Source organism: Kitasatospora sp. NPDC029367, assembly GCF_055569135.1.
Genome location: NZ_JBVHYH010000112.1, coordinates 7,754 through 18,764, shown reverse-complemented (window position 1 = coordinate 18,764; position 11,011 = coordinate 7,754). Strand labels below are relative to the sequence as shown.

10 protein-coding genes are annotated in these 11,011 nt (G+C 69.3%); 6 read left to right on the top strand and 4 right to left on the bottom strand.

Features of this window, described 5'->3' with window-relative positions; all coding sequences use genetic code 11:
• The first annotated feature begins 202 nt into the window (after positions 1–202).
• Genes ACZ4W5_RS36140 through ACZ4W5_RS36130 form a run of 3 tightly spaced genes read left to right on the top strand, consistent with a single transcriptional unit; the run spans position 203 to position 5,253 of the window.
• Positions 203–3,235, top strand: coding sequence for a lantibiotic dehydratase (locus ACZ4W5_RS36140; RefSeq protein WP_465659360.1), 3,033 nt, complete (start codon positions 203–205; stop codon positions 3,233–3,235).
• A complete protein-coding gene (locus ACZ4W5_RS36135) occupies positions 3,232–4,440 on the top strand; it encodes a lanthionine synthetase C family protein (RefSeq protein WP_360228142.1) in 1,209 nt (402 codons plus the stop codon). Before ACZ4W5_RS36140 ends, ACZ4W5_RS36135 begins: the two co-directional genes overlap by 4 nt.
• 24 nt (positions 4,441–4,464) lie before the next feature.
• The gene (locus ACZ4W5_RS36130) at positions 4,465–5,253 is read left to right on the top strand and encodes a thiopeptide-type bacteriocin biosynthesis protein (RefSeq protein ID WP_360228139.1); all 789 of its coding nucleotides are present in this window, start codon (positions 4,465–4,467) and stop codon (positions 5,251–5,253) included.
• A gap of 43 nt (positions 5,254–5,296) precedes the next feature.
• Here ACZ4W5_RS36130 and ACZ4W5_RS36125 read toward each other — a convergent pair whose 3' ends face one another.
• Entirely contained in the window at positions 5,297–6,991 is a 1,695-nt protein-coding gene (locus tag ACZ4W5_RS36125) for a transposase (protein ID WP_465659358.1), read from the bottom strand.
• Between the two features lie 333 nt (positions 6,992–7,324).
• Between ACZ4W5_RS36125 and ACZ4W5_RS36120 the strand changes: the two genes are divergently transcribed.
• Positions 7,325–7,930 (top strand): PadR family transcriptional regulator, encoded by a 606-nt coding sequence (locus tag ACZ4W5_RS36120; RefSeq protein WP_360228136.1) that lies wholly within the window; start codon positions 7,325–7,327, stop codon positions 7,928–7,930.
• A 54-nt stretch (positions 7,931–7,984) separates the two neighbouring features.
• On the opposite strand, the gene ACZ4W5_RS36115 is transcribed toward ACZ4W5_RS36120, so the two are convergent.
• Together ACZ4W5_RS36115 and ACZ4W5_RS36110 are read right to left on the bottom strand one after the other, a co-directional pair.
• Entirely contained in the window at positions 7,985–8,194 is a 210-nt protein-coding gene (locus ACZ4W5_RS36115) for a hypothetical protein (RefSeq protein ID WP_360228133.1), read from the bottom strand.
• Between the two features lie 43 nt (positions 8,195–8,237).
• Positions 8,238–8,546, bottom strand: coding sequence for a hypothetical protein (locus ACZ4W5_RS36110; protein WP_465659356.1), 309 nt, complete (start codon positions 8,544–8,546; stop codon positions 8,238–8,240).
• A 448-nt stretch (positions 8,547–8,994) separates the two neighbouring features.
• Here ACZ4W5_RS36110 and ACZ4W5_RS36105 point away from each other — a divergent pair, with 448 nt between their 5' ends.
• Positions 8,995–9,693 carry a bifunctional DNA primase/polymerase gene (locus ACZ4W5_RS36105; RefSeq protein WP_360228127.1) on the top strand — a complete coding sequence of 233 codons (699 nt, stop codon included), beginning with the start codon at positions 8,995–8,997 and terminating at the stop codon, positions 9,691–9,693.
• Between the two features lie 58 nt (positions 9,694–9,751).
• On the opposite strand, the gene map is transcribed toward ACZ4W5_RS36105, so the two are convergent.
• Complete coding sequence (gene map / locus ACZ4W5_RS36100) at positions 9,752–10,597, bottom strand: type I methionyl aminopeptidase (protein ID WP_360228124.1); 846 nt, start codon at positions 10,595–10,597, stop codon at positions 9,752–9,754.
• A 117-nt stretch (positions 10,598–10,714) separates the two neighbouring features.
• On the opposite strand from map, the gene ACZ4W5_RS36095 reads away from it, so the two are divergent.
• Entirely contained in the window at positions 10,715–10,945 is a 231-nt protein-coding gene (locus ACZ4W5_RS36095; RefSeq protein WP_360228121.1) for a hypothetical protein, read from the top strand.
• The last annotated feature ends 66 nt before the right edge of the window (positions 10,946–11,011 follow it).

Here is an 11,011-nt window from a genome sequence, read left to right as displayed (position 1 = left end):
GGGGGAGGGGAGGGGGGGGGGGGAAGGGGAGGAAACGCCCCCGCCCCCCCCCCCCCCCCCCCCCCCCCCCCCCCCCCCCCCCCCCCCCCCCCCCCCCCCCCCCCCCCCCCCCCCCCCCCCCAGCCCCGTCTCCGTTATGAGGTGGAGCTTGTTTACGTACGTCAACGCAGCTCTCGTCCGTGCTGCCGCCTACCCGGAAGGCATGATCCTGCCGCCGTGGCCGAACACCGTCGACAGCGGCGCGACCCAGCGCGAGAACTGGCACGGCTGGTTGGAGGATGCCTGGGGCAACCCGTCGGTCTCGGAGGCGATCCGCACGGCGAGCCCGGCCTTGGCCGACCGCATCGACGCGGTACTCGAAGGCCAGGCTGCTGATGACCGGCAGATGAGGCGGCTGGTGATGTCCATCACCCGCTACCTGCTCCGCCTCACCGGGCGGCCTACACCGTTCGGGCTGTTCGCCGGAGTCGCCGCAGTCGGCATCGGAGGCGAGCCGATGGCCCGGTGGGGCGATGACCACCGCCCCGTGGTGCGGCCGGACGCCGTCTGGATGGACGAGGTGATCACCCGGCTGGAAGCGATACCGGAGCTCCTCGGCAGGCTTCCGGTCGTGGCCAACAACCTGTGCATCGTGCGAGGCGACCGGCTGGTCCTGCCATGCCAGCCGAGTACGCGCGGACCGGACGACCTTGACCCCGCCGAGGTGACAGTCCGCAACAGCCTCCCCGTGCAGAGCGTGCTGAGCGCCGCACGGGCACCGGTGACGGTGAACCGCCTGGTTGCTCTGCTCTCCGGTGAGTTCCCGCAGGCCCCGGCCGACGCCGTGGCCGGGATGATCGGTTCCCTGGTGAAGCAGCGCATCCTGATCACCAGCCTGCACGCCTCGGCCGCAGAGACGGACGCGTTCGTTCACCTCGTTGCCCAGCTCGACCTGGCGCGGGCGCAGGAAGTCGTCGACGCCGCGGTGCCGGCCGTCCAGTTACGCGATATTGCGCTGGACCTGGCGGAGCACAACGGGTGCACCGACGCCGGACAGCGGCGCCTCATCCGCCGCCGGGCGATGACGAAGATGTCGGCCTTCACCAGCACGGTGAAGCAGCCGTTGATGACGGACCTGGCGGTGGACTGCCAGATCGAACTGCCTTCCGCCGTCGCTCGCGAGGCAGCAGCAGCAGCCGCTGCTCTGGCGCGGCTTACGCCCTACCCGTTCGGCAGTTCCGTGTGGGCGGACTACCACATGAGGTTCGTCGAGCGCTTCGGCCCCGGCGCGGTGGTGCCGGTCGCTGAGCTGGTCCACGCGGACAGCGGCCTCGGCTTCCCCGCGACGTACCGTGGCTCGCGGTTGAAGAAGCCGGCCTCCGGCCTCTCCGAACGGGACCGCCGACTCATCGCTCTCGGGCAGGAGGCTGCTATCGACGGCAGCATCGAAGTGCTGCTGGACGACAAGGCTATCGACCGGATCGCGTTCGACGGCATCGAGAGCGCCGTCCCGGTGCCCCACGCCGAGCTGGCCTTCCAGCTCCTGGCACCGTCCCTCGCGGACCTGCGTGCCGGGCGGTTCCAGCTCACGGTGACTGGGGCCCTGAGGGCGGCCGGGGCCACCACCGGCCGATTCCTGAGCATTCTCGACCCGGCTGATCGCGACCGGATCATGAAGAGCTACGCGGCCCTTCCGACCCTGGAGGAGAACGCCGTCGCCGCTCAGGTGTCGTGCCCGCCGCTGTACGTGCGGACCGGCAACGTCAACCGGGCCCCAGCCGTCCTGGCCCACGTGATCCCGCTCGCCGAGCACCACCAGGCCGGCGAGGGCACCATCGCCCTGGACGATCTGGCGGTCACCAGCGACGGCACCACGATGCGGCTGGTCTCCGTCTCCACGGGCCGCCTCATCGAGCCCACCGTGATGAACGCCGTGGACTTCCGCAACCACACCCAGCCCGTCGTCCGGTTCCTGTGCGAGGTCGTGCGCGCCCACACCGCGACCTTCGCTGGCTTCTACTGGGGCGCCGCCGACGAGCTGCCCTTCCTGCCGCGCCTTCGCTACGGCCGCACGGTCCTCTCTCCGGCCCGCTGGACCGTCACCGCAGACCAGTTCCCGGGGCGGAGGTCACCGTGGCCCCAATGGGACACGGCCGTCGAGGCATGGCGGCGCCGGTTCCGCGTGCCGTCGCATGTCCAGTTAGACGAGAACGGTCAGGAGCTGCCGCTGGACCTGGACGAGCCGGGGCACCGGGCCCTCCTGCGTGCCCATCTCGACCAACACGGTGCCGGCGTTCTTGCCGAGACCGCCAGGAGCGCCGACTACGGGTGGATCGGCGGCAGGGCCCACGAGATCGTGGTGCCCCTCGCGTCGACCGCACCGGCCGCCGTCACGAAGCCCGAGGTCTCCTACAGACCGCTTCGGCGTGATGACGGCCATCTGCCCGGCGACTCCCCGTGGCTGTTCGCCAAGCTGTACGGGCACCCGGAACGCCAAGGCGAGATCCTCACCGCGCTGCTGCCCGATCTGCTGGACGACCTCCACCGTCCGGCGTGGTGGTTCCTGAGGTACGCAGACCCTGATCCGCACCTGCGGCTGCGGTTCAGGACCGGTACCGACGGCTTCGCAACGGCCGCCCGACACCTCGGTGCCTGGACCGCGAAGCTCCGCACCATCGGCCTCATCAGCCATCTCCAGCTCGACACCTACCTGCCGGAGAGCGGACGCTTCGGCAACGGCGCCACGATGGAAGCGGCCGAGAACGTCTTCATGGCCGACTCGCTCGCGGCGATAGCCGAGATCACCCACTCCTCGACCAGCGGCCTCGACCTCCACGCCCTGTCCGCGGCGAGCTTCATAGACCTCACCACCGCTCTCCTCGGCGACAGGACCACGGCCGATGACTGGCTCATCGACAAGATCACCACCGACCGGACGGAACCACTGGACCGGACCCTCTTCGCGGACGCCCTCTCGCTGACCGCACCTGGCGTCACCAGGGCCGGAACGCCGTCACCGCGGTGTGCACCAGAGGTGGACGCGGCCTGGAGGGAGCGCGGATCAGCCCTGACGGCCTACCGGGACCTGCTCCTCCAGGACGGCGCCCCGACTCCTTCCGGGGTCCTGGGAACACTGCTGCACCTTCACCACATCCGGGCGGCCGGCCTCGATCCGGACGGCGAGAGGACGGCTCACCGGCTCGCCCGAGCAGCGGCCCTCACCTGGAAGTCGCGGACCAGGGACGGGACACGATGACCACGGTCACCGAACAGGCCCGGAACGCGGCAGAACTCCTCACCGGGAAGCTGACCGAGGTCCCCGCCGATGACGGCCATCCAGCCCTGATGCCGCAGTCCCTGATCCGCGGCGCCGCAGGCATCGCCCTCCTGCACATCGAGCGGGCAGAAGCCGGGCACGGAAGGTGGGAGACGGCCCAGCCCTGGCTCGAAGCCGCCGTCCGGCACGGCACCGACACCGGGCCCCACGCGACGCTCTTCTACGGTGCACCGGCCCTCGCATTCACACTCCACGGCGCCAGCGGGCAGAGCGGCCGGTACGCACGGGCGCTCGCCGCCCTCGACGCAGCCACCGAGACCGTGACGCGGCAACGCCTCGACGCCGCCCACGCCCGCATCGACCGCCGCAGATCACCGGCCCTCGCCGAGTTCGACCTGATCTACGGCCTCACCGGTCTCGGCGCCCATCACCTGCGCCGCTTCCCGCAGGCCACCCTGACCCGTGACGTCCTCGTCTATCTGGTCCGTCTCACCGAACCGATCGATGCCACCGGGCTCCCAGGATGGTGGACGGGCCTCGGCCCCGCCGGGGAGCCGTCCCCGGACTTCCCGCACGGCCACGGCAACTTCGGCATGGCACACGGAATCGCCGGCCCGCTTGCGCTCCTTGCTCTCGCCATGAAGCAGGGAGTCGTGGTCGACGGTCATGCCGATGCGATCCGCAGGATCTGCGAGTGGCTGGACCGGTGGCGCCAGGACGGGCCAGCCGGAGCATGGTGGCCGGAGTGGGTCACCAAGACCGAGTACGACACCGGAGTAGCCCACCAGCACGGCCCGATGCGGCCATCCTGGTGTTACGGAACCCCGGGCCTCGCCCGCGCCCAGCAACTCGCGGGACAGGCCCTCGGCGACAAGATCCGGCAGGACCAGGCCGAAGCCGCGCTGATCGACTGTATCTCGGACCCGGACCAGCTGGAACGCTTCCACGACACCGGGATCTGCCATGGCTGGGCAGGCATTGTGCAGACCGTCTGCGCGGCGGCTGCGGACGCCCGGAACCCCGAGATCGCCGTGCACCTTCCCGGAATCCTCGGCAGCCTCGCGAACGCCCGTCCCGGGGCTGACCCGGGGTTCCTCGAAGGCAAAGCCGGCATCGCGCTGGCCCTCTACCGCGCCAGCACAACAACTGCCACCGGGTGGGACCGCTGCCTTCTGCTCAACTGACCAGCCAGGAAAGTGAGACCAGCCATGGAGTGGCGTCAGATCAACATCAGGTTCACCGACCGGCACGCGGCCGAAGCGGCGACGTGCACCCACCTGGGACCGGCCCTTAACGCCGCGGAGCGGGACCGGACGGTGCAGTCCTGGTTCTTCATGAGGAAGGCCGACTGGCGCATCCGCTACCGGCCGGCGCCCGGCGCGGCCGTGGAAGCCGATGTCGCCGTCCAGCGTGCACTGACGACGATGCGGAACGAGGGCATCGTCACACGATGGGCGAACATCATCTACGAACCCGAGACCTACGTGTTCGGGGGAGAGCAGGCCATGGACATCGCCCACGGCCTCTTCCACCAGGACAGCAGCCACATCCTCGGCTACCTCGCGCAGCCCGATCCGCGCCAACGGCGGGAGCTGTCCGTCCTCCTGTGTGTCGCCCTGATGCGATCCAACGGACTCGACTGGTACGAACAGGGCGACGTCTGGGCACGGATCGCAAGGAACCGCCCGACCACCAACACCCCCGAGCCGCAACACTTCCAGCGCCTCACCGCGTCCATCGGCCAGCTTCTCGAAGCCGACACCAGCACCGGCATCAGCACGGCGGACCGTACCTTCGCCGACCACGCCGCAACCTGGCTCGACGCCTTCACCCGGGCTGGCGTCCGCCTCAGCCGCATCTGGTCAGACGGAGCACTCACCACCGGCATCCGCGCCATCACGGCCCACCACGTTCTCTTCCACTGGAACCGCCTCGGCATCCCCTACGAGACCCAGGGACTTCTTGCATCGGCCGCCCGTGATGCCGTATTCACCTGACCCCGCACAACGACGCACCGCCAAAACCACATCGAACGATGCTCTACGTGTTGCCACTGCGGGCTTGTCGGATTCGTTGGAGGCAACTGATGCAGCGGGCAAGTTCTATAAACTCCGGCCCGAGTCGAGAGTAGTCCAGATGCGTTCCGTCCTCTTGGGCTTGGTTTGAGTGTGGTTGCCTCGTGTAGTTCAGTTCGGTCATCAGGCCATCGTGAAGGCGTCGCCATACGCCGGCGTCTGTCCATTCTTGTAGGCGCTTCCTGGCCGTTGTCCCAGAGCAGGCAAGCTCATCGGATGGAATCTTTCCCCAGACGACTCCTGTGCGCAGCGCGTAAATAATGGCTGCAAGGGATTTTCGGTCCGGTGTCCGCGGGTACTTGTATGCTGGAATAGGCGGCAGGAGTGGTTCTATCCGCGTCCACAGATCGTCGGGGACTCTGTTGACGCCCCATAGCACTGGATCATCAAGTCCTAGACTTGAGACCAGGCTCTTCCTGAGGGGATCGGCTGATCGAGGTGTTTTGCCCATCGTATGTTTGCGAAGATTAATGCTGGGTGGAAGTGATGACTGGTTTGGATGGTCGGCTCGCTTCTTCCATAGGATGTAGGAGTTTCGGAGTCTGATTTCATTGGCCCGGTTGGTATGGGAATTGCTATCTAGGATTCCGTCGGCCAGGTTCGAGAATTGCGGGCTCATGGATTGCAGTGCTTTTGCCTGCGATGGCGTCCGGAACCAGGAGATGTCGGGAGGGGTTGAGTCTCGCCAGGTTGCGCTAGGAAGGACCTCCTGGGCGGCCTGGTAGGGATCGTCGGCCAGAAGGATGTGGGCCGACGGTCTGAGGGCGCCGGCGATGGCGAGCGGCGGGTAGGAGAACTGTGGCGTTGCGGTAAGAGCCCATTCGCTTCGAACGTTGCGCTGGCCGAATTCAATGAAGGCGTCGCGAACATGAGAGTCGGTGCCTGGCATTTGGGTGGTGATATCGCCTGCCGCAATGACAGTCATCATGATTGCATAGAGATCATCAATGCTGATGTTCTTGGTGTGGGTGCGTTCGGGGCGCGGATTAAGTAGGTCGAGTAATCTATCCTGTGCGTCGATGTGTAGAGTATCTGTGCACTCTGTCGTTTCGGTATTGAGTAGCAGATGGGGGCAGCCTCCATGACTTCTCGGGGAGATTTCACTGTAGCGGCTACACCAATCCTTAGTGTTGCTTCGATGAAACCGCCAGGGCTTGAACGGCTCGCCGCATTGAGGGCATCTTTCTGCTAGGTAGAGGCGGTGCCATCGGCATACGACCACCCACGGTAGAAGCCATTCAAGTCGCCACCTTCCGCGGTTCTCAGCAAGGCATGGTGGGCAGATATGGATCCCTGATCGTCGAATATAAGAGTGCCGCCAGATGCCGGACGAATCAGTGTCGCCGTGACGTATTTTTGGCAGCTGACCGTCCAGGTAGTGATGGAGGGTGAGTGACTGAATGGATTGAGATGATAATCCGGAAGTTGCCGCCACGTCTTGAATTTGTTCGTCGGAGAGTATCAGCGTTTGGCTCATCCAAGAACCCGCATATTTCATCGGCTTCCAGCCGACTCCGAGACGTTTGGCTAGTAGGTCCGTCCCCCCTTCTGCCCAACCTGCGGCGAAATGCTCAAACCAGCTCAGCAGCGACTCGCCACGGATGGGCACGGGTGCGGCAGGCAGCCGGCGCACCCCGTGCCGCGCTGGATGGGTCTCCACCCTTGACCTCCTTCGCCCGGATGGGGCGACGGTACGCGCTCGTGGGGCTCGCGGTGAACGGTTCGCTGCACCAGTGAACCGTCAGTGAAGTTTTGCCTGCACTAGTGAAGTCTTTCGTGTCACCTCACACATCTGTCGCAGCCGTGTCGGTATCCGTTGACGAGCGACAGTCACCGATATATCGTCGAACTATCGAGACAGTGACTCGACTGTCTCGCTGGAACGGAATGAACCATCGAGGAGGTGGGCGCCATGCGCTCAGGAATGCGATTTCGTGTGGAGGGCCCGCGCGGCGGCGGACGCCGTCGCGGTCCGGGGCCGGAGTTCCGGGGGATGCCCGGAGAGGGCCCCGGCGGCTTCGAGGGGCGGGCGGCCTTCGGCGGCTTCGGCCCGCCGTTCGGCGGCGGCGGCCCCGGCCGGCCGATGGGCGGCCCGTTCGGGCACGGCTTCGGCGGCCACGGCGGCCGGCGCGGCGGCCCGCACGGGCGGCGCGGCGGCCGGGCCCGGCGCGGCGACGTCCGGGCCTCGCTGCTGGCGCTGCTCAAGGAGCGGCCGATGCACGGCTACGAGATGATCGCCGAGATCACCGAACGGACCAACGGGGCCTGGCGGCCCAGCCCCGGCTCGATCTACCCGAACCTCCAGCTGCTGGAGGAGGAGGGCCTGATCACGGCGGAGGAGGTCGGCGGCAAGCGGCTGGTCTCGCTCACCGAGCGGGGGCGCGCCGAGGCCGAGGCCGGCCCGGCGGAGCCGTGGGCCGAGGCCGGCCGGGAGGTCGACTGGGAGGCCGTCCAGGAGGTCGGCCAGGCGCTGGCCGCGGTCGAGCAGGCGGTCCAGCAGGTCATGCGCACCGGCACCGAGGCGCAGCGCGCCAAGGGCCTGGCGGTGCTGACCGAGGCCCGCAAGAAGCTGTACCTCGTCCTCGCCGAGGATGACTGACGGGTGCGGGGGGCCGGTCCCGGCGCAGGCCGGTGGCCCGGGCGGTGCCGCTGCTCAGGGGCGGACCAGGAACAGGCCCACACAGGCGAGCAGCAGCACCGCCCAGGCGAACCAGAGCCAGCCGTCGGGCCCGATCGTGACGCTGTAGAGGCAGACCACCAGCAGCAGGGCACCGGTCACCCAGGCGACCTGCCGGTTGTGGTGGGCGGCCGCCCGTGCGCGGCTCCCGCCGTGCCGTACGGAGTGCCGAACCGTCCTGGCCATGCCGACCTCCCGGGGAGGGCGAAGGTGGGGGACGGGCGGCCGGTCAGTCCGCGGGCCCGGTGGGCCGGGTCGGCTCCGTGGGCCCGGTCGCCTCCGTGGGCTGGGTCGGCTCCGTGGGCCCGGTGGACCCGGTGCCGGTGGAGGCCGCCTCGTCGTACTCGTAGCGCCAGAACCAGCTGAGCCCCCGCACCTGCTTGCTCCGGACGTACACCAGTGTGCGCGCGGGGGAGTCGCCCTGCGCGGGGACCGGGACCTTGTACTTCTTGGGCACGCCCAGCATCGGCCCCAGCGGGATCGGCAGGACCGTCCCGTCCAGGGGCCCGCCGACGAATTCGGTGTCCGCGCTCTTCACCCCTCCAGGGTCTCACCTCCACGCGGCGGCCACGCCGGGAGCACCCGGGGGCGGAGGCGCGGTGAGGGTCGGGTGCCCGGAGTGTGGCCCGCGTGGCCGGGGTGTGACCGGAGAGGCACCGCCCCCGGTCATCCGGAGGCCCCGCGCACCCCTATCCTTTCCTGTACGCCCCCGGGGTCCACCCCGGGCCAGCGGGCCCCGTACGGGCCGGGCGAGGCGCGAGTCAGCGTGCCCTCCGGCCGTCACCGGCGCGGACAGCGTGCTGCCGCGACAGGCGTACCGAGACCCGGGCGTCGGCCGTCCGGTGACCCCGGCCGCGGTCGGCGGGGCGCGGACAGCAGGGCCGAGCACCGCCCCGGGAAGCAGCGGGGAGCGCCACGCGTTGCGTCCGAGTGGTACGTCGAACGCTGTGTCGCACCAGGCACGGCAGTTGCGCGGAAGGGGCACGATGGAAGCCGGCAGCAGGTGGACGACCTGGTGGCAGAAGCGTGACCGTGAGCGGGCCCGCCCGGGAGGCGTGGACCCGGCCGCCAGACTGGAACAGCTGCTCGGCGCGGTGCGCGCCGGATTCCCCCTCGCACCCGCCGCCCACCCGGCCGGCTACCGGTGTTCCTGCGACCGGGTGGCCTGTCCGGCCCCGGCCCGGCACCCGGTCTCCTTCGCCTGGCAGACCCAGGCCACCACCGACCCGGAGCAGCTCTCCCGCTGGCTCTCCCGCGACCCCCAGGCCAACTTCGTCACCGCCACCGGCCGGGTGCACGACGTCCTGGACGTCCCCGCCGAGGCCGGCCGGCTCGCCCTGGAGCGGCTGACCGCGCTGGGCGTCGAGGGCCCGGTCGCCGCCCTCGGCGAGGACCGCTACCTCTTCTTCACCGCCACCCGCGGCACCCCCCAGGACGAGGACGAGTGGTGGGACAGCGCCCTCGACTCCACCCCGGACACCGTGTCCGAGCACCCCGGCCTGCGCTGGCACTGCCGCGGCTCGTACACCCTGCTCCCGCCCGCCGCGCTGCCGGACGGCTCCGAGGTGCGGTGGCTGCGCGGGCCCGAGCTGCCGCTGCCGGACCCGCTGCGCGTCCTGGACGTGCTCACGGACGCCTGCACCGAGGTGGGCGCCGTCGCCGAGGAGCAGTGGCTGATCGGCTAGGGGCCGGCCTGATCCACAGGCCGGGCCCCCTCGGGCGCCCGAGGGCGCCCGGCGGTGGTCACGGCAGGGTGAGGATCTCCGCGCCGTCCGCCGTGACCACCAGGGTGTGCTCGAACTGGGCGGTGCGCTTGCGGTCCTTGGTGACGACCGTCCAGCCGTCCGGCCAGATCTCGTAGTCGTAGGTGCCCAGGGTGAGCATCGGCTCGATGGTGAACGTCATACCGGGCTTGATGACCTCGGTGGCCCGCTCGCTGTCGTAGTGCGGGACGATCAGGCCGGAGTGGAACGACGTGTTGATGCCGTGTCCGGTGAAGTCCCGCACCACGCCGTAGTCGAAGCGCTTGGCGTAGGACTCGATGACCCGTCCGATGACGTTGATCTGACGGCCCGGCTTGACCGCCTTGATTGCCCGGTTCAGCGACTCCCGGGTGCGCTCGACCAGCAGCCGGGACTCCTCGTCCACGTCGCCGACCAGGTAGGTGGCGTTGAGGTCGCCGTGCACGCCGTGGATGTAGGCGGTGGCGTCGATGTTGACGATGTCGCCGTCCTCCAGCACGGTCGAGTCCGGGATGCCGTGGCAGATCACCTCGTTGATGGAGGTGCACACGGACTTGGGGAAGCCGCGGTAGCCGAGGTCGGACGGGTAGGCGCCGTGGTCGCACATGTACTCGTGGGCGACGGCGTCCAGCGCGTCGGTGGTGACGCCGGGGGCGATCAGCTTCGCCGCCTCCTCCATCGCCCGGGCCGCGATCCCGCCCGCGATCCGCATCTTCTCGATCGTCTCGGCGGTCTGCACCTCGGGCCCGGTGTACGGCGTCGGGGCGGGCTTCCCGACGTACTCGGGGCGCGCGATGTGCGCCGGGACCTTGCGGGTGGGGGACTGGATGCCGGGTACGAGAGCCATGCAGGCGAGTCTAGTCGCGGGAACCGCCGCCGCCCGGCGGTTCCCGCGCGGTGTGCAGGGCGGCCCCGCCCGGGGAATGATCGGTACCGACCCCCAACGTCTGGACGGGAGAACGCCATGCCCCTCGGATTCAACCGCAAGCCGACCGGCCAGCCCGGCGAGTGGTTCTACTGCATCAAGCACGCCAAGGTCGAGGAGGGCCCGGAGTGCCCCGCCAAGGACCGCCTCGGCCCCTACGCCAGCCGCGAGGAGGCCGCCCACGCCCTGGACATCGCGAACGAACGCAACCGCGAGTGGCAGAACGACCCGCGCTGGAACGACCGCCCCAAGGACGACGGGGCGCAGTAGCACGGGCTGGAGGGCCCCGGGGGGGGGGGGGGGGGGGGGGGGGTCGTGGGGGTTGGGGTTGTGTTT

Coding starts and splice junctions, on each gene's coding strand:
- ACZ4W5_RS36105 (WP_360228127.1), top strand. CDS start 8,995: ATGGAAGCCGGCAGCAGGTGGACGACCTGGTGGCAGAAGCGTGACCGT.
- ACZ4W5_RS36130 (WP_360228139.1), top strand. CDS start 4,465: ATGGAGTGGCGTCAGATCAACATCAGGTTCACCGACCGGCACGCGGCC.
- ACZ4W5_RS36140 (WP_465659360.1), top strand. CDS start 203: ATGATCCTGCCGCCGTGGCCGAACACCGTCGACAGCGGCGCGACCCAG.
- ACZ4W5_RS36135 (WP_360228142.1), top strand. CDS start 3,232: ATGACCACGGTCACCGAACAGGCCCGGAACGCGGCAGAACTCCTCACC.
- ACZ4W5_RS36115 (WP_360228133.1), bottom strand. CDS start 8,194: ATGGCCAGGACGGTTCGGCACTCCGTACGGCACGGCGGGAGCCGCGCA.
- map (WP_360228124.1), bottom strand. CDS start 10,597: ATGGCTCTCGTACCCGGCATCCAGTCCCCCACCCGCAAGGTCCCGGCG.
- ACZ4W5_RS36095 (WP_360228121.1), top strand. CDS start 10,715: ATGCCCCTCGGATTCAACCGCAAGCCGACCGGCCAGCCCGGCGAGTGG.
- ACZ4W5_RS36120 (WP_360228136.1), top strand. CDS start 7,325: ATGCCCGGAGAGGGCCCCGGCGGCTTCGAGGGGCGGGCGGCCTTCGGC.